This window comes from Desulfosoma profundi, assembly GCF_055387865.1.
This window is the reverse complement of the sequence record NZ_AP042420.1, coordinates 2,931,774-2,954,108: the sequence shown is the minus strand read 5'-3', so window position 1 is coordinate 2,954,108 and position 22,335 is coordinate 2,931,774. Positions and strand designations below refer to the sequence as shown.

General features: G+C 59.7%; 21 protein-coding genes. 12 read left to right on the top strand and 9 right to left on the bottom strand.

What is annotated here, in order from left to right; all coding sequences use genetic code 11:
• Window positions 1–144: 144 nt before the first annotated feature.
• The 6 genes from ACZ5K9_RS12750 to ACZ5K9_RS12725 all read right to left on the bottom strand — a co-directional run bounded on the left by ACZ5K9_RS12750 (window position 145) and on the right by ACZ5K9_RS12725 (window position 6,161).
• Window positions 145–1,404 carry an iron-containing alcohol dehydrogenase gene (locus ACZ5K9_RS12750; protein ID WP_464271713.1) on the bottom strand — a complete coding sequence of 420 codons (1,260 nt, stop codon included), beginning with the start codon at window positions 1,402–1,404 and terminating at the stop codon, window positions 145–147.
• Between the two features lie 399 nt (window positions 1,405–1,803).
• Window positions 1,804–2,628, bottom strand: coding sequence for a DUF169 domain-containing protein (locus tag ACZ5K9_RS12745; RefSeq protein ID WP_464271712.1), 825 nt, complete (start codon window positions 2,626–2,628; stop codon window positions 1,804–1,806).
• A 57-nt stretch (window positions 2,629–2,685) separates the two neighbouring features.
• Window positions 2,686–3,477 carry a hypothetical protein gene (locus ACZ5K9_RS12740; protein WP_464271711.1) on the bottom strand — a complete coding sequence of 264 codons (792 nt, stop codon included), beginning with the start codon at window positions 3,475–3,477 and terminating at the stop codon, window positions 2,686–2,688.
• Window positions 3,478–3,511: 34 nt separating this feature from the next.
• The gene (locus tag ACZ5K9_RS12735) at window positions 3,512–4,009 is read right to left on the bottom strand and encodes a YbaK/EbsC family protein (RefSeq protein WP_464271710.1); all 498 of its coding nucleotides are present in this window, start codon (window positions 4,007–4,009) and stop codon (window positions 3,512–3,514) included.
• A gap of 178 nt (window positions 4,010–4,187) precedes the next feature.
• Window positions 4,188–4,898: an orotidine-5'-phosphate decarboxylase gene (gene pyrF, locus ACZ5K9_RS12730; RefSeq protein ID WP_464271709.1), complete on the bottom strand. Its 711-nt coding sequence runs from the start codon at window positions 4,896–4,898 to the stop codon at window positions 4,188–4,190.
• Entirely contained in the window at window positions 4,899–6,161 is a 1,263-nt protein-coding gene (locus ACZ5K9_RS12725; protein ID WP_464271708.1) for a glycosyltransferase family 4 protein, read from the bottom strand. It lies immediately after the preceding gene.
• Between the two features lie 72 nt (window positions 6,162–6,233).
• On the opposite strand from ACZ5K9_RS12725, the gene ACZ5K9_RS12720 reads away from it, so the two are divergent.
• The 6 genes from ACZ5K9_RS12720 (at window position 6,234) to ACZ5K9_RS12695 (ending at window position 11,985) form a co-directional block, all read left to right on the top strand.
• Window positions 6,234–7,910 (top strand): glycosyltransferase family protein, encoded by a 1,677-nt coding sequence (locus tag ACZ5K9_RS12720; RefSeq protein WP_464271707.1) that lies wholly within the window; start codon window positions 6,234–6,236, stop codon window positions 7,908–7,910.
• On the top strand, window positions 7,910–8,758 hold the full coding sequence (locus tag ACZ5K9_RS12715; protein ID WP_464271706.1) for an HAD family hydrolase: 849 nt from the start codon (window positions 7,910–7,912) through the stop codon (window positions 8,756–8,758). Before ACZ5K9_RS12720 ends, ACZ5K9_RS12715 begins: the two co-directional genes overlap by 1 nt.
• Before the next feature lie 21 nt (window positions 8,759–8,779).
• A complete protein-coding gene (locus ACZ5K9_RS12710) occupies window positions 8,780–10,147 on the top strand; it encodes a glycosyltransferase family protein (protein ID WP_464271705.1) in 1,368 nt (455 codons plus the stop codon).
• 640 nt (window positions 10,148–10,787) lie between these two features.
• Entirely contained in the window at window positions 10,788–10,928 is a 141-nt protein-coding gene (locus tag ACZ5K9_RS12705) for a hypothetical protein (protein WP_464271704.1), read from the top strand.
• Window positions 10,925–11,128: a hypothetical protein gene (locus ACZ5K9_RS12700; RefSeq protein ID WP_464271703.1), complete on the top strand. Its 204-nt coding sequence runs from the start codon at window positions 10,925–10,927 to the stop codon at window positions 11,126–11,128. The genes ACZ5K9_RS12705 and ACZ5K9_RS12700 overlap by 4 nt, the downstream gene beginning before the upstream one ends.
• 566 nt (window positions 11,129–11,694) lie before the next feature.
• The gene (locus ACZ5K9_RS12695; protein WP_464271702.1) at window positions 11,695–11,985 is read left to right on the top strand and encodes a hypothetical protein; all 291 of its coding nucleotides are present in this window, start codon (window positions 11,695–11,697) and stop codon (window positions 11,983–11,985) included.
• A gap of 108 nt (window positions 11,986–12,093) precedes the next feature.
• Here ACZ5K9_RS12695 and ACZ5K9_RS12690 read toward each other — a convergent pair whose 3' ends face one another.
• The 3 genes from ACZ5K9_RS12690 to recD2 all read right to left on the bottom strand — a co-directional run bounded on the left by ACZ5K9_RS12690 (window position 12,094) and on the right by recD2 (window position 16,393).
• A complete protein-coding gene (locus ACZ5K9_RS12690) occupies window positions 12,094–12,288 on the bottom strand; it encodes a hypothetical protein (protein WP_464271701.1) in 195 nt (64 codons plus the stop codon).
• A 290-nt stretch (window positions 12,289–12,578) separates the two neighbouring features.
• Window positions 12,579–14,078 (bottom strand): hypothetical protein, encoded by a 1,500-nt coding sequence (locus ACZ5K9_RS12685; RefSeq protein ID WP_464271700.1) that lies wholly within the window; start codon window positions 14,076–14,078, stop codon window positions 12,579–12,581.
• Between the two features lie 98 nt (window positions 14,079–14,176).
• A complete protein-coding gene (gene recD2 / locus ACZ5K9_RS12680; protein ID WP_464271699.1) occupies window positions 14,177–16,393 on the bottom strand; it encodes an SF1B family DNA helicase RecD2 in 2,217 nt (738 codons plus the stop codon).
• 92 nt (window positions 16,394–16,485) lie between these two features.
• On the opposite strand from recD2, the gene ACZ5K9_RS12675 reads away from it, so the two are divergent.
• The 6 genes from ACZ5K9_RS12675 to trpC all read left to right on the top strand — a co-directional run bounded on the left by ACZ5K9_RS12675 (window position 16,486) and on the right by trpC (window position 22,274).
• Window positions 16,486–16,722: a hypothetical protein gene (locus tag ACZ5K9_RS12675; protein WP_464271698.1), complete on the top strand. Its 237-nt coding sequence runs from the start codon at window positions 16,486–16,488 to the stop codon at window positions 16,720–16,722.
• Between the two features lie 458 nt (window positions 16,723–17,180).
• Window positions 17,181–18,239, top strand: a complete 1,059-nt coding sequence (aroF, locus tag ACZ5K9_RS12670) for a 3-deoxy-7-phosphoheptulonate synthase (protein WP_464271697.1) — start codon at window positions 17,181–17,183, stop codon at window positions 18,237–18,239.
• Between the two features lie 18 nt (window positions 18,240–18,257).
• The gene (locus ACZ5K9_RS12665; protein WP_464271696.1) at window positions 18,258–19,802 is read left to right on the top strand and encodes an anthranilate synthase component I family protein; all 1,545 of its coding nucleotides are present in this window, start codon (window positions 18,258–18,260) and stop codon (window positions 19,800–19,802) included.
• 18 nt (window positions 19,803–19,820) lie between these two features.
• On the top strand, window positions 19,821–20,408 hold the full coding sequence (locus ACZ5K9_RS12660) for an anthranilate synthase component II (RefSeq protein WP_464271695.1): 588 nt from the start codon (window positions 19,821–19,823) through the stop codon (window positions 20,406–20,408).
• On the top strand, window positions 20,398–21,426 hold the full coding sequence (gene trpD, locus ACZ5K9_RS12655; RefSeq protein ID WP_464271694.1) for an anthranilate phosphoribosyltransferase: 1,029 nt from the start codon (window positions 20,398–20,400) through the stop codon (window positions 21,424–21,426). The genes ACZ5K9_RS12660 and trpD overlap by 11 nt, the downstream gene beginning before the upstream one ends.
• Before the next feature lie 26 nt (window positions 21,427–21,452).
• The gene (trpC, locus tag ACZ5K9_RS12650) at window positions 21,453–22,274 is read left to right on the top strand and encodes an indole-3-glycerol phosphate synthase TrpC (RefSeq protein WP_464271693.1); all 822 of its coding nucleotides are present in this window, start codon (window positions 21,453–21,455) and stop codon (window positions 22,272–22,274) included.
• Window positions 22,275–22,335 lie beyond the last annotated feature (61 nt).

Here is a 22,335-nt window from a genome sequence, read left to right as displayed (position 1 = left end):
GTTCCCCAGTCCCTCAAAGGCCATCGCGTCCCGCGGCAGCCTTTGCTTCCGGTCCATTCTCCTTCTGGACACGCCTCGCAAAAAGTCTGTGTTCGGTCCCCGCGGGAAGCGACGATTTCCCCCGCTCCTGATGCCACGTCCGTTCTAGAGGGCTTTTCTCAATAGAGTGAGCAGATCCGATACCGTCGCCCGGCGGGGGTTCGTCAACACCGTGGGGTCCGACATGGCCTGTCGGGCGATCAAGGGAAGATCCTCTTCGGTCACACCGATGGCCCCCAGCTGCTCCGGCACCCCCAAATCCTTTTGGAAAACCCGCAACACGTCGATGGCCTTCTGCGCCCGAACGCGGACCGATCCCGATTCCGGCGCCTTCCCCATGGCCTCGCCAATCCGCCCGAGTCGTTCCATGCACGCGGTCAGATTATATTCCAGAACCCAAGGGAGCAGCACGGCATTGCACAATCCGTGCGGCAGGTTGTACAGGCCCCCCAGCTGGTGCGCAATGGCATGCACGGCGCCGGCACTGGCATTATTGGAGGCGAGCCCTGCAAGGTACTGGGCGTAGGCCATGGCCGCACGCGCTTCCACATCGGGGCCGCAGGCGTAGGCTCGAGGCAGGTGCGTGGCGATCAGGCCGATGGCCTCCAAAGCGCAGGCATCGGTGAGCGGCGTCGCTATCCGGGACAGATAGGCCTCGATGGCGTGCGTGAGGGCGTCCATGCCGGTCTGGACGGTGAGTTCAGGCGTCAGACCCACCATGAGCTCCGGGTCGTTCACGGCAATGAGCGGCGTCAACCGTCGATCCACGAGGGTGAGCTTTGTCTTCTTTTCCACATGGGTGAGCACCGCAAAGCGGGTGACTTCACTTCCCGTTCCCGCCGTGGTGTTGACGGCGATGAGAGGCGGGGGGGTGTTTTTGAGCTTGTTTATTCCCACGAACTCCCACAGCATGCCGTCATGCGAAACCATGACACCGACGGCCTTTGCCGCATCGTGGGCGCTGCCGCCGCCGACAGAGACAATCATGTCACAGTGCTGGTTCTGATAGAGCTCGTAACCCTCCCGAACACACGCCTCCGTGGGGTTGGCCACCACGCCGTCAAAAAGCACCACATCGAGTTGGGCGGTGTGCCTCAGGATGGTGGTCAGTTCATCGGCGATGCCCGCCGTCACAATCCCTTTATCGGTGCACACAAGAACCCGCCGGGCCGCAAACGCCCGAAGATGCCCGACAAGTTTCCGTCGGGCGCCCAAACCGAAAAGGCTGACGGGCTGAGCGAAAAACTCCGCATATCGGGTGACGTCGGCCATATTCGTTGTCCTTTGCAATCCCCCGGATTTTTCATTCACGATCTGTTCCCGTCTCTTGTCACGATCCAAGACAAGCCCATCAATCGGGCCCATGAAAACCCATCCCGAACATCCCCCGCATCCCCCATGCGTATCTGGGGTGATTAGCCTCTTCGGCGAACTTTTACGGCACAGTCCACATCTTCAGTGTCACCGACTCGGTCATGGGACGTTGAAGTTCGTCCACAGTCAAAGGCAAAAGTTGCAGGCTTTCTGGGACATCTTCCGCCTGAAAAATCTCTTCTTTGCCCGATGCGGCCGCCGGCGTTCTGCTCTGTCGGGAAGATGAAACCCGGCTCTACCCACCCGAGCGCCTCGCCAAACGCCGGCGCGAACGGGGCGGCCGGGTCATCGTCAGCGGCGCGGACGGCATGGGATCATCCGGCGGCGTTCACTGCACGCGGCCGGCGAAAAGCAGACCGTCCTATTGCTGTGGGGTCTTTCCGTCCGCACTTAGGGTTCGTCGAAAAGCCCGAGACGTGCCGCCGTGTCCTTGTAAGGTGCGGGAAATTCCGGCTCGAAATTCTGATAGAAGGTCACGGGATACCGAGCCCCGATAGCCTTGCCGGCTTCCTTAAGCCCCGTCGCCACTTGAGGCAGAAACCGTCCCGGGAAAGCCACCACCAGCTCATCGTCCTGCGTCATGGAAAAAATGCGGTCCCCCAAGCCGGGAATGGACAGCCGCGGTGCATTCAGAGCGTGCGGGGCATAAAGGGTCTGAAGGCATTCCACCTTGCCGGCGAACGATCCGGTCACCGATGGGCAGGTGCCATGACGGCCTTCGCCGCCGTTGCCACAGTACGTCAAAGCCTGAACCAAACGCATGGCCTGCGCGGGATTGCAATAAACTGCCACCGTGTGCGGCTCGGTGTGGGCTTTGGCCAAGGGACTGAGCAGAATGCCGTGAACGGTGCCTTCCGGAACGCATATCATGCCTTTGAGCTGGGCTTCGGCCGCCTCGGGGCCTGAAGCGAAACCCACGGACTGCAAGAGCTGTTTCATTTCTTCCTCTCGGTTCGAAGCCCCACTCATGCCCCAACCCAAGAGTGCCGGGACACAGATGATGTCCTCCTTTTTCAGACCCACAGTCCACCCGTAAAGCCGCGCCATGGTAATGCCTTGGCAAATCGTCACCCGCTTTTTCAAAAAAGCCTTGGGACGGCGCGTCTTCTCGGGAAAATCCTCATCCCCGGCAAGAAACCGCACCGCCAGAGGCAGGCTTCTGGGCTTCAGAGCCTCCTGAATCATGGTCTGCATCGCCGCGTAATCCACCATCATGTGTCCCCCCTATGGTTGTGGTTCGGGTAAGGTGAAAATGCCTCCCTCATGCGACCTCTACTTGGGAAAGATGTCCGGCGGCGCCATGGGATACCTCTGCCGCAGTTTCCGATAGTACCTCGTGGCATTGTCGCCGTCGGGATCATCAGCACTCTCCCCACAACACGGACGGTGCTCCCGGACAACCCATCCCTCTGACACTTTTTGCAGCAAAGCACCCATCGGCTCAAATTCGCTCATGCCGTCCCCGCCGTATGGCTCGGTTTCAATCCAGACCCAGTCTCGTCCAGCCCCGAAATGGGTGACCCAGAAAACCCAGGAACACTCTGGTGACCCTGACACCAAAGCCTCCAGCACACTGCGGTGTTCCTCGGAAACCGAAGGAAAAATCATTGCAGGAACTTCGGGAAACTTCAGCCGCATCTGTGTGTAAACCCATTGTCGAAGGTCACGGCAGTTCGGGGTGTCCTGGGTGCACACGACCCGATCGGGTCGAACCATGCCCGCCACGGTCCATGATCCGGCTTTTTTTTGCAAGAGTCCACAGAGTCGCATTCCATAGTTGTGGCCGCGCACCTCGACCCACGCCCAGGAGCCTTGGATTTTCATCCAATCCACCAAGAACCGGATGGGCTGGTCATAAAGAACCCGCACGTCGTCACGACGGTATTGAAAGCCTGGATTATACCGTTGGGGAAAGGTTTGGAGTCCTGACCTGAGGGCATCCAGGACGGCTCGCCGTTCCGTGCTTCCCGGAGCCGGAGTGTAGGGATTCTGAGCCGCACCGTGCCCTGAAAGCAGTCCCAGAAAAGCCCACAAACACAGCGCGGGAACACCGATGCGTTTCATGAGCCCCCTCCGGCATGATGCTGAATGGATGAGATCAGCTCTCCTGGGAATTTTCCCCGTTTTCCCCGATGGCATCGGACACGGCGGCTTCCATGCCGCCGGTGATGTCCAGAAGCTGATCGACGGTGACGGGAACCGCCGAACGGTCATTGCCAGCCGCCGCATAAACCACGGGAAACCGGCGCATGGAGGAATCGATGAGGACTTTGACCGATTTTGGAAGTAAGAAAGGGCATACACCCCCAGGTGCATAACCGGTGAAACGCAGGACTTCATCCTCGCCGGGAAGGCGCACCTTGCCTTTCAGGCCCGTCGCCTGTTTCAACCTGGACCCTTTGATGCGGCGGTCTCCGCACGTGACCACCACCACGGGCTGATCGCCCACCAGGAAAAGGATGCTTTTGGCGATTTCGGCCACCGTGCATCCCACGGCCTGGGCCGCCGTTTCTGACGTCGGGGTCAGTGCGTCAAATTCCCACACTTCGATTCCGTGGGTCTTCAAAAAGGCTTTCACATCCGCAATGTCAGGCATCTTGAAGGTCCTTTCCGTTCTTTGCCGTGGGCCGGGGGTTCACCTTCCGAAAGAAAAAGCTTTTTTGTCCGAACCGTGGAACGCATAAACGGTTTGGCGGTGGGAGCATTGACCCCGGTGGCCTTCGTCCACACGAGCGTGCGCCCGTCCCGTCTTCACTCCACATCGCCGGTCGGCATCAGAGCCCCGCGCGCTCTTGAAGTCCTCGGGCGATCTCGGCCACGATCTCTTCCACGAGCCGTTCCGGGTGCGCCGCATCGCGGATGGGTCGTCCCACCACGATGTGATCCGCCCCCGAGGCAAAAGCCCGGCGGGCGTCCACAGTTCTTTTTTGGTCGTCCACGTTGGCAACCGGTCGAATGCCCGGAGCCACCACCAGGAAGCCCTGCCCCAATTCGCGGCGCAGACGTGGAATCTCCAAACCTGAGGAAATCAGGCCATCGCAGCCCAAGGCCAAGGCCCTCTTTGCCCGCGACAGCACCAGGTCTTCCACAGAGCACTGAAACCCAAGGTCATGGAGATCCGCCTGATCCAAACTGGTCAAGGCGGTGACGGCCAAAACCTTCACCGACCCTTTCGCCTCCACGGCAGCTTTAAGCATGCCATCGTTGCCGTGCACCGTGGTCACCGCCACATCTCTCTTGGCCACCTGAGCCATAGCGCGTCGGACCGTCTCGGGCACATCGAAAAGTTTCAGATCCAAAAAAACCTTGGCGTCCCGGTTCTGGATCCACTCCACCATGGGAAAACCCCCGGCGAGAAACAATTCGAAACCCACCTTGAAAAACTTCACCTGGGGTTCCAGCCTTTCCACCCACGCTTTGGCCTCTTCCGGAGAAGGCAGGTCCAAGGCGAAAATCAGCCTTTCGTGCAAAGGGATGGTGTCCACTTACACCTCCAAACCGAAGAAGTTCATGAGCAGGAAATTCAACCGCCGACGCAACACGCCGTAGGAAAAATGTCTCATGGCCAGCCCGTAGTTGTGTTCCACCATGGCCCGAAGCCGTTCTTCCGACTGCAACACAGCACGGATGCGGCCCACCAACCTCCGGCTCACATATCCGTCCATGATCAGGAGATCAAACCCCAAGGGCTCGATATCCCGCACAAAGGTGGCGTACCGGTTGACGACCAACGGCTTGCGGAAATAGATGGCCTCCAGAAAAGCGTTCCCGAACCCTTCGTAAAGACTGGGGTAAGTGATGAGGTCGGCGTGGGGGTAGATGTCCCATAGCGTGATTTTTTCTCCAGGAAGCTCCCCTTCCACCCACGGATCCACCACGTGAGTGCCCAGGAAATGCAACGACACGCCGTGCTCTCGGGCTTGATAATGAAGCCAGGCGGCGTAGTCTGGATCCCCTTCGCCGATGTGGTGGGTGATCACCAAATGGTAGTTCAGATCCTTCAGGGCGGCGGCAATCTCCACGGCATATTCGATACCCTTGCGGCGGATGACCCGGGTCGGTTGGACGATGATCCTGTCCCGGGGATTCAGCCCCACCAGCCGACGCAGCAGCGCCCCTTTTTCCGGATCGGGCTGCGGCGGGTGATCGAAATCCAACACGTTGGGGATAATGCAGGAGGCCACTCCGCGCCGATGGGCCAGGTCTTCGTGGGCGGCCGAACTGATGACCACATGCTGGATCGTGGGCAGCACGGGCGGAAAGGCCATGGAGAGAAAATCCTGCACGCAGTTGATGGCGTATCGGCTCTGTTCCCAGTAAAATTCGTGGTGATGGGCGATGGTGGGGATTTTCTTTTCCGCGATGATCTCCGTCAAGGCGAGCCCCAAGGGGATGTGGAGGGGACTTGCCAAGGCGTTTTCTACAACGAGGAGGCGGATGTCGAACGCGTTGAGAAACTCTTCCAGCTTTTCCTTGAGCATGGCCCGATAGTCATGGATCCTTCGGGTCAGCTCTTGAGATCGCATCTCGCCGCTGAACGCTTCGGCGTGGATTTTCTGGTTTTCCGAATACAGGAAATGGGCTTCGGGAACGACCATGGAACGCGAGGGATCCTTATGGACTTCACCACCCCACCAAAAACATTCATGACCCGACTCCCGAAAGATTTCCGCCCACTTGCCCGCCTCCATGGTGACGCCGTCGGCGCCCGTGAAACGTGTGGACACGAAGCCGATATGGGTGCACATACAAACCCCCGATAAAGGTTGATCCGCGACGGGAATTGTGCACATAGTTCCGATAAAATGCAAGGACACCCCATGATGGAAGAACCCCACAAACTGGTTCTTTTTCATTATCATCTGTTGCGGGGCGGCGTGCGCACGGCCTTGCTCCGAAGCCTTCAATGCCTCGCTCAAGAGGGGTGGCTTTCCAGCCGCACGGTGATCCTCGCCGTAGGGCGCCCTGACGGGGTGCAAAGTTTCGCCCACAGCCTGAAGACTTTGGTCCATGACGTGCGGGTCGTTGTCGATGAACGGCTGGACTATCGGGACACCCCATGGCCTGACGAAGAGACATTCCGCCGCGACGTGCGGACGCTGCGGGACACCATCCTCTCGTGGGCGGATGGGCCGACTCTCTTTTGGCCGCACAACCCCACCCTGGGCAAAAACCCTGCGGTGACCGCGGCGTGGAAGGCCGCCGCCGAGCAGGCCTGGGCGGAAGGTCGTCCTTGCCGTTTTCTCTATCATATCCACGACTTTCCCGAATGCGGTCGGGTACAGAACATGGCACGACTCCGGCGCTGCTGGTCCCACGGCGGTCTCACGGCCATTTACCCTCAAACGCCCAACACAGCCTATGCCGTGCTCAACTCCGCGGATCACGACAGGCTGCGCCAATGCGGACTCCCCTCCGACCGGGTCTTTTGGCTGCCCAACGTGATGATTCCGCCCACCGAACCCCGGCTGGTTCTCGGCGATTCCAGGCGGCGCGTTCTCGAAGACTCCCTAGCCCGGTATGCGCTGGACCACGGCTATACGTTCGATCCCCGCCGGCCCCGCTGGCTTGTTCCCGTTCGGCTGATCCGACGCAAGAATATCTTGGAGGCGTTGTTCCTATCGGCAGGCCACCCTGAGACTCCTCAGATTCTGATCACCTTGGATGCCACGTCGGCCCAGGAAAAACCCTACGCGCAGGAGGTGAAAAATTTCGTGCGCCGTAGAAGGCTTCCGTGCGTCATCGGGTTCGGCACCGAGCTGGTCGGCCAATCCTTTTCCTTCGAAGAGCTCATGGCCTGGAGTGATGCCGTCATGACCACATCCCTTTTGGAAGGTTTCGGCTTCGCCTTCTTGGAAGGCCCGCTGCAAGGCCGCCCGCTTTACGGGCGGAACCTTCCGGACGTCACGGCCGATTTCGCCGCCGTCGGCTTCGAAGCCCGGTCTTTGTACGACACGCTCCCGGTTCCGGTCAGCGAGAAACACCGGGCTCGCCTCTTGGCCCAAGGCCGTCGCTTCGCCGAATCCTACTCGAGAATGCTTCGAACCCTTTCTCGAGAAGCTGTGGAGCGGTTTCTCACGCGGCTTGAAGACGTCTATGGTGCGCCCGAGGTGGATTTCGGCATGTTGGATATGGAGGCCCAAAAAGAGCTGGTAGATCAAGTCCGGAACCAAATGACGCCATGGGATGCCCACGGGCGGCTTGCGCCGGCCGCTCTGGATGAATCGGTTTTTGACCGTTTCTTCGCCCGCTTCGGCCCCACGGCCCATGCGCGGCGCCTGACGGCGGCCTTCTACGGGATCGAATCCCCGCACGCGGCCCATGGGACATCGGAAGGAATCGGAAAGACCCCCAGCCCGGAAGGAGCGCACGACGGCCCGATGAGAGCGCCCGAGGAGCCGGCGCTGCTTTCATCCGTTCCGTCTGAGCTCGACATCGGTATGACCGGCTTGTTTTTTGATCCTTCCTACCAGCGCCCGCTGTTCGGAGGGTGGTGATGGAAAGGTGGCGGGAATGGCTGGAGGCTCACGTGACGCGAACCCCCAAACCCACGGGTGGCAGCGGGGTGGTCCCGCACTTCGATCCCAAACCGCGCGTGGTGCTCTTCGACGTGTATGGGACCCTCCTGGCCGCCAAACACGGTGATCTAGAACACCAGATGCGCCAGCGCCTGAGCGAGGAAAGCTTTGCGGAAACCGCCCGCCGTTTCGGCTTTTCTCAAAGGGCCGCGAGGATCTGGGCAGACGGCTTCTTTCGGGCTGTGGCCGAAGAACACGAACGATGCCGGACCATCGGCATCCAACGGCCGGAAGTCCTGGTGGAACGCATTTGGGAAGATCTGCTCCGCAGTGTTCCCGATCCGCCGGCAACTCTCCCGGATCCTCTGGATACGGCCATATATCGAGAACTTGTGGCCAATCCGGTCTGCCCCTTTCAAGGCGCTGGGGACATGCTGTGCACCTTGCGCCGGCACGGCTGCGCTCTGGGCCTGGCCTCCAACGCCCAGTTTTACACCCGGCCCATCTTGGAATATATTTTTGAGGCAGCGTTGGACGATCTCTTCGATCCCGAGTGGACGTTCTTTTCTTTCGAATTGGGATTTGCCAAACCGGACCCGTACTTCTTTCGCCTCGTGGTCACCCGGGCCCGACGGCGGGGTTTGAATCCCGAAGCCCTCCTCGTGGTGGGCAACGACCCCGTCAACGACATGGAAGCCGCCCGAAACCAAGGGTTACAGGCGGTGTTGTTCACCCCGGGTCTTGCGGCATCGTCCCCAAACACCCACTGGCCCGGGCCCCGGATCGACAGCTTTGACGCGTTGGTCCAGGCCCTTGTCGGCCGCTGATCTGTGGAAAAGGAGTCCCCTATGTCCAACTTTGCCCAAAAGCATACAAAAATCGCCACCTTTTATCTGCTCACGCCAAGCAACGCAAAAATGAAAGAAGAACTCATTCACCATTCACGGTGGAAGAAAACGGTGTTGGTTATCCCGTTGCTGGCAAGCGAATTCACGGACCCGGAAAACCGCCCGGTTTTTGAAAATATTTTGGATGAGCTCCAAGGCGCCCCGTACATTTCCCGAATTCTCTTCGGGCTGGACGGGGCCACGGAAGAAGAAACGCAAGAACTGTGGAACATGGTTCGCCGGCGCAAATTGCACAACAGCTTTGTCGTGCACAACGACGGGCCGGGGTTTCGAAGCATTTACGATCAACTGTCCCAGGCCGGCTTTGCACTGGATGTGCGAGGCAAGGGCCGCAACATGTTTTTGACCTTCGGCATCGCGCTGGCTTTGGGCGCCCAAACCGTAGCTCTGCTGGATGCGGATATCCGAACCTTTACCTGCGACCAACTGGACCGGCTCATCTACCCCGTGCAGGTCCTGAACTATCAGTTTTCCAAAGCCTTCTACGCCCGGCTGAAAAACGGCGAACTTTACGGCCGGGTGAAACGGCTGCTTCTGGATCCCCTCCTCATCGCCCTCAAACGCAAATTCACCGAAAGCCAAGAAGAAAAAGTCCTGCGCCTCGTGGACTTTCTGCTCACCTTCAACTATCAGCTGTCCGGCGAAGTCGTTTTCGACATGAGCCTCTTGAAGCGCATGCACTTCGCCATGAACTGGGGTGTGGAAATCTTCACGCTCATCGAAGTCTACCGAAAGGCCAACAATATCGCTCAGGTGGAAATCTCCCACGAACCTTTCGATCACAAGCACCAACCCGTCTCTCCCGATGACAAGGATCGAGGCCTGCACAAGATGGCCATTGACATTGTGACGACCCTGTTGAGCGCTCTCGTGATCGAGGAAGGCCTGGAAATTTCGGATCATTTCATTCGGGATCTCACCTTGACCTACCTCAACGTCGCCGACACACTCATCAAGATGTACGCGGACAACGCCGCTTTTTGCGGCCTGGACTACGACCCGGACCGGGAAGAAGCCATGGCGCACGGGGTGTTCAAAAACGCCATCCTCTATGCGGGAGACCTGTTGCTGGCGCCGTATCGGCTGGCCGATCGGTTCATTTCCTTTGTGGGAAGCCAACCCGCCTTTCAACCCTACGTTTCCTCGGGTCTTATTCAAACCATTCATCAATGCGCCCAGAACGCCCGCACCCAGCTTTTCGAAACCCCGCAGACCATGTCCTGGGACCGAGTCCTTCGCAAGGTTCCCGGCATCATTTACGACATCATCAATGTGGTGGAGGAGGAAAAACAGAAGTACAGCGCCTGACCACCTCGTGGATTCGCGCCGTTCCGTCCGATGCCTCCACAGGATCTCCAGCCCGAAGAATGCGCATTTGAAGTTGTGATAGACACTCCGCCGCCGCGGTCCCTGTGGGCGGCTTCCCCATGACGGGGGGAAGCCGGGGCACGCCCGTTGCCCCACCGCGGTCTCCAAACCGAGAGACGGGATCGTTCGCACGGGAGACCGGGTTACCCTCCCGTGCACATGGACTGGAATGGCGTGAAGCTCAGTCTTTCATCAAACATGACGTTTGACACTGCACGAGAATATTAATCCATGTAATTGTTTTTCTGCATGGAACTGTCTTATATAAAATATCAATCTTCGGTTACATCCATTTTATGCTCTCCAGTCTCCGACCACATTTTCACCACACAGGTGCATCGAATAGGATGTCTGAAGGTGAGCTCACACCCTCTCGTTCCACGGATTCAGGTCTATGCTTTAATCCGTGAGAGTGCGCCTATGCATAAGACTGTCTTAAGGAAGATATCTTATTACAACTCCCTTAATCCGTGATATTGCGCCTATGCCTAAGGCCGACTTACTGGATATAATCAATTGAGTCTGCAACTCATTTATATTGTAGGGTCTCCTGTCATATTTTCACCCGGCGGCTGCACTCATGAAGAAAACTGGGATCGAACAGTCTTTGAAAGCCTTCTCCAGCGGACACGCGGGCATGGCCCTAGTGGGGAATCCGACCGACGGCACCACGCGCCTGTGCGGGCAGTTGGGAAGGGAAGTTCCAGAGAGCGGCCGATGATCCCGCTCGCGGATGTGCTCAAGACCACCTTGGGGTTTCTGTATCCGGGCAAGAGTGACTTTGAAACCGCTGCACGGGTCGCCGGCGATGAGGTGTTCAAAGAGGCTCTGGACATTGAGAAGGTGCCTTCGCAAGAAACCCTGCGGCCACGTGTGGATAAGCACGCGAGGGGGTTTTGGTCGCCTTGCCGGTGCCGGTAGTGTTGAGCTGCTTGAGAGGATCCGTGTTCCCGTGACGGCGCTTTCCACGGGGCATGTGCCTTTGACCTGGATGTTTTCGGCCTGGACGATTCCGACACAAAGAAAGAAGGGGTTTCGCGGACGGACCAGGACGACGACGGAGAGGCGCCGATTGGGGCCGACCTTGGCCGGGGGGATGTTGTCCGGGCCTGGAGCTTCGCCCGGGGTCTCTGCATTCTCAGAACGGATTCGTTGACTTTTTGCGCAAGATGTTGGTGCATGCGCGCAAGGTCACCCGCACGCCCATGCCGGTGGGAACGGATGGGGCGCATGATGCCTTGGAAACGCTTGTGGCGTTTTGCCGACACCCTAAGGTGAACTTCATCCTCCGATGGAATCCGCGCAGGGCGGACGTCCCTTCTTGGCGTGATCGGGCCTTCAGGGAAGGCCGTGTGAGTGGTCCCCGGCCCGGCAGGAAAGCGGCGATCTTCAGCACGTGGGGGACGCGACACCCTGAAAAGAGAACTTATGAGTTTCTGTAGGTGATCCGGGTGACCGAGAGGATATCGGATAGCAAGGGACAAATCTTGATCCGGCCCGATATCGAGCCGGGAGGCTGGTGGACGTCGCTTTCCGTCCATGAGGATGAAGCGATCCGGTTGTCCGAGAATCGGGATCTGATCGAGCGGATTCACAATGAGATCAAGTCCGCTCTGGATTTAAAGCGATTTCCCTCTGGAAAGTTTGCCACCCATGCGCTGCTGTTGACCCTTGGCGGATTGGCTTCCAACAGCTTGCAGATCCTGGGGCAAAACGGACTCCCGGCCCGTTTTTCGCCGGCTCGAATCGGACCAGGCGGCGTCGCACAAAGACCGTGATTCAGGAGCTGATCTGTCCGGCGGGGCGTGTGATCCGAAGCGGTCGTCGGCTGAAACTCCGGTGGGGGCGCCATTGTCCCGCTTTTCACGCTTTTCGGAGTGTTTATCTCAAATCTTGCCCACCGTAGGGATCGCCGCCCCAAAAGCCTGAAAGCTCCTTTGGGCATAACGGGGTGAAATGTGTTCAAAATTGTCCGAGATGGCATCGTCCGAGGAAGGCTTTTCAGGCCTTGAAAAGGCGATGACCCGAAAAAGCGGCCGAATCAGGGCATCGCTGACCCCCAAAATGGGTTCCGAATCCATGCGGGTCAGTCCACCCCATCACACTTCACGGATTCAGGTCAACGTGAGCTCGCGCCGTCTCGTTCCACGGGTTCAGGTTTATGGTTATGCCGAACCTTATCCGCGGCAGTGTTCTCCTCGTCGGGATGAACCCCGTGGCCGCGCCGATACGAGGCTCCGCCCTGATCCGATGGACCGCACCGATTCATGGCAGGCCCGGGGCCGGCCCCTACGGGATCATCGGCTGAGGCAAGGCGCGATTCCAAAAACAATAAAGCGGTGGCGCGGATCGCGCGGATACAGGTGAGAAGTTAACGAGTGTTGCGAGAGGTCCGCCGTCGGATCTCATCCAGAATGGACCGCCTTCCCTGATAAAAAGTCAAGGCCATGGTTTCCACCACAGCGTCCACTTCTTCCCGGTAAAACCTTTCGGCGTCTTCAGGCGGCACTCCCAGTCTTTTTTGCATGGCACGCACGGCGCCGTATGTCCGCGCCCCTAAAAGCTCGAGCTTTTCCCGGCAGAACTCAAGAAAAGCCGCCGTATAAAGATAATTGAGGCAGTCTTTGACGGCATCCACGTCTCGGAAGGCCAGCAGATGGCCTAAACTTTCGTAGAGTAGGCGGATCCAGAAGTTCCGGGTCACCCCCAAAAATTGCACCGGGTCGGCGTCCCGGGCCGAAGCGTTTTGAAGGGCATGCACTCGATCCCGAATCTCGAGAAAAGTATCGGGATTCAAGGTTTGTTTCATGGCCTTTTCGTACCGCGAAAAGCCCGAAATGAGCGTTTCGCGCTTCCGGTCCACGTCGAACACGTCCGTGAAGCCGGGATCGATGAAGGCGATGCCGGTCTTTTCCGGTCCCCAGATTACCGGCCGCTTTAGCGGTTCCTGGGAAATTAAAAGCCGGGTGATCCGACCGTCTTGATCTTCGTAGTGAAGCAGCCGATGGAGAGCCGACCCGATGACCTCTCCCGGCATCACGGACAGCTTGGCTTCATCGGTGATGTCGTGAAGCTTGGCGCCCAGATAGACTTCATAGATCACCGTTTCGGGATCCGCGATATTGTCAAAGGTGGTGGCGATGTCTGTGCCGTAGCGACGGCGGGCGTCGTCCCAGAAAGCTTCCCGTTCGTGTCGGACAGCCCCGGAAGAAAGGACGATGTCTCCGGAAATCCCTCCGGGCACGTAGCATCCCATCAAGGTGGTGAGCGGGCCGACGATGAAGCGCGTCAGCGACGCGTCCACAAAATGGCGGGCGTATCGGGCCGTGATGAAGAAGTGCCGATCCGGCCACGCCGCATGATGGTCCGAGATCACGGCGGCGAAGGTGCGAAACCACGGGTGAAAATCATTTCGCAGGTCGCCGTCGAGCAGGGTAAGGGTTTCCATGGTCGAGCAATGGGCGGTCTCGTCGAAAAGGAGTTTGAGGGCACTTCCTTTACCGGGTGTCCGATCACCTCGATAACCGTCATAGGGGGTCAAGGCGACCAAGATTCGATCCCGGGAAGATTCATCGAGGCTTGCCAAGAAGTCCCGCGCCGCAGATTCAGCGGCATCCAGTGTGGATGTATCCGGGACATCCAAAGTCCATGTGCCGTCGGAAACCACGAACGCGAGGCGCTCATGCGGGTAAGCAGCCAAAGCCGCCTCCATGACCCGGCGCAGTTCCGCCCCGATGTTGTCGGCGTTACGGAATGTGGGATGCCCCACGATGTGCACCGGAGCCCACCGCGCCAAAATGGCCCCCAAGGCGCCTTCTTCCACGGGAAAGCCGCCGCGCCACACGTTTCGGAAGACTTCGGCAAAAGCCATTTTTCCCGCTCCTGGATTCTTCTCGAGATCAAGCACGCTCAGCGAGGCGGGGGATTCCCCCGGAGCCCAGCGCTGTGCGCCGCGTGCACCCTCCCCGCTCATCGGGGAAAAACCCGCGGTCCCGGATTCACCGTCGCGTTCAACCGTGAAGCGAGCAGCGTATGGCGCTTTTGGATCCGATCATTCCGCACCGCAATGGCCAGAGCCTTGCGTGATCCCACCAGAACCACCAGTTTCCGGCCCCGAGTGACCGCCGTATAGAGGAGATTGCGCTGCAGCATCATGTAATGTTGGGTCACAATGGGAACCACCACCGCGGGATACTCGCTTCCCTGAGACTTGTGAACGCTCACGGCATAAGCGTGCGTCATCTCGTCCAGTTCCGAAAAGTCGTAGGTCACCTCACGGCCGTCCATGAGCACCCGGATTTCCTGGTTTTCTTCGTCCACGGCACGGATGCGGCCCAAATCTCCGTTGAACACCTCTTTGTCGTAGTTGTTGCGAAGCTGCATGACCTTGTCCCCCACGCGGTACACTTTTCCCGCGCGCTCCACGGCGTGCCCTTTGGGGTTGAGCGCCTCCTGAAGGATCTGGTTCAGCCGCTGGGCACCCACAACGCCGCGATGCATGGGACTGAGCACCTGAATGTCGTCCACGGGATCCATGCCGAACCGCTTGGGAATCCGGCTGGTGCACAGTTCCACCACCACCCGAAGGACTTCTTCCGGATCGTCCTTTTCGATGAAATAGAAGTCCGACAAGCGCCCTTCCTGAGCGCTCCCATTGATCGGGAAAGACCCTTCCCGGATGCGATGGGCGTTGACGACGATCAGGCTCTGCCGAGCCTGCCGGAAGATCTCAGTCAAACGGACTACGGGAAAAACCTGGGAGGCGATGATGTCCTGGAGGACGTTTCCAGCCCCGACCGACGGCAATTGATCCACGTCCCCGACAAAAATCACGGTGGTCTTGGGCGCCACGGCTTTGAGCAGATGATGGGCCAGGAGCGTATCCAGCATGGACGCTTCGTCCACGATGAGACAGTCGGCCGTCAAAGGCCTTTGTTCATTTCGCTGAAATCCCCCGGTGGCGGGGCTGTATTCCAAGAGCCGGTGAATGGTGGCGGCGTCGTGGCCTGTGGTTTCACTCAACCGCTTAGCCGCCCGTCCCGTCGGTGCCGTCAAAGCCACGCGAGCCCCCAGTCGTCTGTAAGCGGCGCAGACCGCCTTGACCAACGTGGTCTTTCCCGTGCCGGGACCGCCCGTAATGACCATGACCTTCTCGGTGAGCGCTTTGCGGACGGCTTCCAGCTGAAGTGGGGCCAAAGGAAACGGCAGTCGTGACGTAACGGCGGTCACGGCGTCGTCAATCTTGGCCGGGGGAAAACGTTTGGCGAACGAGGTCAAATAGCTCAACCGGCCCGCCAATTGGGTTTCGGCCACATGATAGCCCCGGAGGAATACAATCACCGCATCCCCCATGGATCCGGCCACTGGCTCCGGCACTGACTCCAAAACGACACGGCCGGTGGCCGCAAGCGCCTCCAACCCCTTTTCCAGCACATCCACGGGGGTTTCCAAAAGTTTTCCCGCTTCGTCCAAAAGGCGGTTCCGTGGAAGACACACATGGCCCTCTTCGGCGGCCCGAAAAAGCACGTAGTGGAGGCCCGCCTCGGCACGTTTTTCCGAATCGGGGCCGAAACCCAAGTTCCGGGCGATCTTGTCCGCCGTCACAAACCCGATTCCGGAAACCTCCATGGCCGTCCGATACGGGTTTTCCCTCAAGACTGTGAGGGATTCTTTCCCGTATTCCTTAAAGATGCGCGTCGCCAGGGCCGCGCTCACCCCATGGCTTTTGAGGAAGATCATGACTTCCCGGATTTCTTTTTGATCGTCCCACGCCTTGATGATCATCTTCAGTCGCTTGGGCCCGACGCCATCCACCTGAAGCAGCCGTTCCGGCTGCGTGTCGATGACATCAAGGGTCGAGGCGCCGAAGGCTTTCACGATGCGCTTGGCCATTTCCGGCCCGATCCCTTTGATCAGGCCCGAACCCAGGTATTTGCGGATCCCTTCCACGGTGTCAGGAGACAAGGTTTCGTAGTGTTCCGCCCGGAACTGTTCGCCATATTTGGGATGCCGCGTCCAAGCGCCGCGAAGGCGCAGGACCTCGCCGGGCACGACGGAAACGAACGATCCCACCACGGTCACCAGATCCCGTCGGCCACGCACTTTCAGGCGCAACACGCTGTAACCGTCTGCTTCGCCGGCAAACGTAATCCGTTCCACTTGACCTTCCAGGGTCTGCGCCGTCATGTCTCCTCGGCCCGTGCAATGCTTTTGACAATGACTGAGCGATTGTTAGAATAGCATTGAAATCTTCGGGATTCAAAGCAGGGAGGGCGACCATGGCTCTGTATATCAAGACGGACGATTACCGCAAATTCGGCATCAGCAAGTATTCCACCTTGGAGCAGGTGCGGGCCGTGGTCCAAAAGGAATTGAATATCTATCCGCTTTTTGTGCGGTTTGTGAATAAGCACGAGTTCATCCGGGTTGATTTCATGAAACCGCAGGCCCGCCGGAAAAGATCTCGACCGAAGGTCTCGCAGGAGCAAGGCCGCCGAGGCCGTCGTCCCCGGTGAGTTGTCGCACCCTGGGTCGTTTCCCCACCGTGGTTGTGGAGGAATGGCGTGCAGCGACGGATGGCGCAGCTCATCGGGCTTTTTCCTAGGAAAAAAGAATGGGGGCAACCCGACGGCTAAAAATTTTCTTGACAAGACCCTCTTTCCGGCATTAGGCAGAGGACGTCACGAAAGGACATATCCCCGACAAACCGAAAGGCGCAGATGGTGAATCCGCTCATGACAACGCAAAACGCTCGTTTCTGGTGGTGCTGGTGGTGGTGCGTTGTGCACGGGTGCGCCGACGGGGGTGCGTCACTTTAGACCACCGGCAGTAAGGAAGCCATCGAGACCGTGGGCCACCCGGCCCACGGTCTTCTTATTTCGTCGTCAGGCCGTGGGAGTTCATCCCTCGGCCTTTTTTCGTTGATCCGGCCGATCGGACCGGATGGACGCCACACGCTCAGAGGAGGTCCTCCATGCTTGTTGTGATGCACAAAGAAGCCACACCGGAAGAGGTCGCCCATGTGGTGCGGGCCATCGAAGCACGAGGCTACAGTGCCCGACCCATTCAGGGCGGAGAACGCATGGCCATCGGCATCCTCCACAACCGAGGTCCGGTGGATCCCAACTGGGTCCTGGGCCTTCCAGGGGTCAAGGAAGCCATCCCGGTGACTCGGCCGTATAAGTTGGTCAGCCGAGAATTCCACCCGCAGGATACCGTGGTGACCGTCGGGGACGTACGCATCGGTAACGGGTCGGTGGTGATCATCGCCGGCCCGTGTGCCGTGGAAAGTGAAGAACAGGCCCTGACCATCGCCCGTCATGTGAAACGTGCCGGAGCCCACCTGTTTCGCGGCGGCGCCTTCAAGCCGCGCACGTCTCCTTATGCGTTTCAGGGCTTGGGAGAAGAAGCGCTGAGGATCCTTGACAAGGTCCGTCGGGAAACCGGCCTGCCCATCGTCACCGAAGCGCTGGATCACACGGTCTATGACCTGGTGGAAGAGGTGGCGGACATCGTTCAGATCGGGGCCCGCAACATGCAAAATTTCACGCTGCTTCGCCGCGCCGGCCATTCATACAAGCCGGTTCTCCTGAAACGCGGCATGGCCGCCACGTTGGAAGAATGGCTCATGGCCGCGGAATACATCTTAGAAGGAGGCAATTCCAATGTGATCCTGTGCGAGCGCGGCATCCGCACCTTTACGGACCACAGCCGAAACACTTTGGATCTTTCGGCGGTGCCCGTGGTGCGCAAGGAGAGCCATTTGCCCATCATTGTGGATCCCAGCCACGCGTGCGGGCGCCGTGACCAGGTGATCCCACTGAGCCGGGCCGCGGTTGCCGTGGGTGCCAACGGGCTGATGGTGGAAGTTCATCACCGGCCGGAGGAGGCCCTGAGCGACGGGGCCCAGTCGCTCTATCCGGATCAGTTCAGGAGGCTGTGCGAAGAGATCGCCCCGCTGGCGCAACTTTACGCCCATGCGCCGGCACTCCAGGATCCCGGCCGGTCCGCGCCCGCCGCCGTTTCCCGATGACCAACGGAGCCTTCCACCATGAAGCTGAGCTTTTACCCGACCCGACAAGAATTCACGGAGATGTTCGCCCGGGGAAACCTCGTCCCCGTCTGTTGCGATATCCTGGCCGATACGGAAACCCCGGTGTCCGCCTTGGCCAAAATCCGTCGCCCCGGCCGCCCCGTCTTTCTCCTGGAAAGTGTGGAAGGCGGTGAACGGTGGGGCCGCTACAGCTTCCTCGGGACATCGGCTTCCCGCCATGTGCGCGTGTATCGAGACCACATCGAGTGGACGAACGACGGCTCGGTGCGCCGGGTGGACCACCACGGGGATCCTTTGAGAGTTCTTCGGGAACTCATGGCGCCTTACCGGCCGGTTTCGGTACCAGGTCTTCCTCGGTTCTGGGGCGGCCTCTTGGGATGGTTCGCCTATGAAACTGTTTCCTTTTTTGAAAAGATTCCCAACGCCCTGCCCCCCGATGCCCCGCTCGGTCATTTTGTCATGACGGACGAGCTGCTCATCTTCGACAACGTGCGACATACCCTCACGCTCCTCGTCCCCGTCTTCCGTCGGGACGAGGCCGACGATCCGGCAAGACAATACGAAGAAGCCGCCGCGCGGCTGGAAACGCTGGCCCGGTCACTTGCCGAGCCTTTAGCCGTCCCTTCCCTGCCCATGGCCCTGTCGGCCCCGGCATCTTCCCTTGGACGGGTCGGCAAAGGAGGTGGAACACCTGGGGATGATTTCCGTTCCCTGGTGAGCCGGGACGATTTTCTTGCCATGGTGCGCACCGTCAAGGACCATATCACGGCCGGAGACGTCATCCAGACGGTGATTTCCCAGCCATTCGTCCTCCGGCCGGCACCCGATCCATGGCTCCTCTACCGCGCTCAGCGCTACATCAATCCTTCCCCGTACATGTTCTTCATGGAACTGGACGACCGCATCCTCGTGGGCTCGTCGCCGGAGACCATGGTTCGCCTGGAAAACGGCGTGGCCACTCTGCGGCCCATCGCGGGCACGCGCCCTCGAGGCATGACGGAACAGGACGATCGGCGCCTGGCCGACGAACTGCTCAAGGACCCCAAAGAACGCGCGGAACACCTCATGCTCGTGGACCTGGGCCGTAATGACTTGGGCCGGGTCGCCGAAACCGGCACCGTCCAGGTGACCGACCTCATGGTCGTGGAACGATACTCTCACGTGATGCACCTGGTTTCCAACATCACCTGTGATCTGAGGCGTCACTGCGATGCGTGGGATCTCCTGAAGGCCACGTTCCCCGCGGGGACGCTCACCGGCGCTCCCAAAATCCGGGCCATGGAAATCATCGCCGCTTTGGAACCCACACCCCGCGGCCCGTATGGCGGTGCCGTCGGCTACATCGCCTATACAGGAAACATGGATCTCGCCATCACCATCCGGACGGCGGTCCTGCATCAGGACACGATGACCGTCCAGACCGGGGCGGGCATCGTGGCGGATTCCGTCCCGGAACGGGAATACGAAGAGACCGTGAACAAGGCCCAAGCCATGCTCAGGGCCGTGGCCTTGCTTCGAGAGGCGGAAGCCTCGAAGTCATGAAACACAGGAGGACCCGCCATGATCGTGATGATCGACAACTACGATTCTTTCACTTACAACCTGGTCCAGTATCTCCAGATGCTCGGAGCCGACGTGCGGGTGGTGCGGAACGACGCGGTCACCGTGGAAGACATTTTGTCCTGGCGTCCCCAGGGCATTGTCATCTCCCCCGGCCCCGGCCGCCCGGAAGATGCCGGGGTGTCGGTGTCCCTCATCCGCGCCGCAGCCCCCTCGGTGCCCATCCTGGGGGTCTGTTTAGGCCATCAAGCGATCGCGGTGGCCTTCGGCGGGCGAGTCGGCGCCGCACGGTCCCTCATGCACGGCAAGACGTCCATGGTGCAGCCTGACGGGCGCGGCATATACCGGGGCATTTCCGGGCCGTTTCAAGCCATGCGCTACCATTCCCTAGCCGTGGAACGCACGGCGCTTCCCGAGTGTCTGGAAATCAGCGCCGAAGCCGACGACGGCGAGATCATGGGTATCCGGCATAAAACGTACCCTTGCGAAGGCATTCAATTCCACCCCGAATCCATTATGACGCCCGTGGGAAAACGGCTCTTGCGCAATTTCCTGAACGGGCATGGAGGGAATCCCCGTGTTTGCTGAATTGCTTCGACGCATCACCCGACGCATTGATCTTACAGAAGAAGAAATGAGCGCCCTTATGGATGAGCTCATGTCTGGAGCGCTGACGGACGCACAGATCGGGGCGTTCATGGCCGCCCTGGCCACGAAAGGAGAAACCTTCGCCGAGCTGGCCGGAGCCGCCCGGACCATGCGGCGCAAGGCCCATCGGCTGCACGTCACGGCGCCCACGGTAGTGGATACGTGCGGCACAGGAGGAGACGGCGCGCACACATTCAACATCTCCACGGCTGCGGCGTTCGTGGTCGCCGGCTGTGGCGTGACGGTGGCCAAACACGGCAATCGCTCGGTTTCGAGCCGATGCGGGAGCGCCGATGTATTGGAAGCCTTGGGCGTGCGGTTGGATGTGGATCCGGAAGTGGTGGAAGAAGCCATCGGTGAAATCGGCATCGGCTTTCTTTTCGCCCCGCTTTACCATGGTGCCATGCGTTTCGCGGCCAAAGCCCGCAAGGAAGTGGGTATCCGGTCCATTTTCAACATGCTGGGACCGCTGACCAATCCCGCGGGGGCCAATTGTCAAGTGCTCGGCGTGTTTGCCCCGGAATTGACGGAAATGTTCGCCAGAGCCCTCCAGCTCTTGGGGACACGTCGCGCCTTCGTGGTCCACGGCCACGATGGTTTGGACGAAATCAGCGTGTGCGCGCCGACCCGGATTACAGAGCTCCAGGACGGGCTCATTCGCACTTACGACCTGGATCCGGAAAGGATCCTGGGTCGCTCCGCTCCTCAGGAGGCCCTCCGGGGCGGTTCGCCGGAAGACAACGCCCGGATCTTGCGATCGGTTTTGGACGGCTCCCCAGGTCCATGCCGCGATGTGGTCGTCTTGAACGCGGCGGCGGCTTTGGTCGCCGCCGGTTCCGCCGAGGATCTCCGGGAAGGGGTACGCCTCGCCGAACAGAGCCTGGATTCGGGGGTCGCTCGGAGCAGACTGGACAGCCTCATCCGCTTCACCCAGGAAAGGGCAGGGGCGATCGCATAACCAAAGGTGGTAAGGAGTTTCTGACGATGCCCGATTTTCTTTCTCAAATCCTCGAGGCCAAACGCGCGGAAATCGCGGCTCGGGCGGCCCGAACCCCTTTGGCGGACCTTCGTCGGGTGGCGGAAGCCATGCCGCCGCCACGGCCGTTCGCCGCAGCACTCGGCGCTTTTGCGGACAATGCCCCTCGGAACGGGACCTCGCCCGTGTACATCATCGCGGAAATTAAACGCGCCTCGCCGTCCAAGGGGCCCATCCGGCCGGACCTGGACCCCGCCGAGGTCGCTCGAGCCTACGCTCGCGGGGGAGCGGCCGCTTTGTCTGTCCTTACGGACGGCCCATTTTTCATGGGATCCCTCGATGACCTGGCCGTCGCGAGGAAAGCCGTGTCGCTTCCTGTCCTTCGGAAGGATTTCACGGTGAGCGAATACCAGATCTATGAAGCACGTGCCGCCGAGGCCGATGCCGTGCTCTTCATTGTGCGGGCGGTCTCCCCCGAATTCCTCCGGGACGCCCTGGATCTGTGCGACGCTTTGGGTCTGGCCGCCCTCACCGAAGTGCACGACGAACCGGAGCTGGACATCGCCCTGGCATGTGGCGCCCGCATCCTCGGCGTCAACAACCGAAACCTGAAAACGTTCACCACGTCCCTGGAAACCTCCATTCGACTTCGATCCCGGATCCCCAGGGATCGAATCGTGGTGGCCGAGAGCGGCATTCGGCACCGCGCGGATATCGAACGCCTTGTGGCGGCAGGGATATATCATTTCCTCGTCGGAGAAACTCTGGTCCGAGCGTCAGATCCGGAAGCGGCCGTTAGATCTCTCCTCCACCCGGAGGCGACTCCATAGAGAAAGTAAGGCCGGGGCGGCTTTGGCCGCATGAGCGAGACAGCGTTTTTGGAAAAACGAG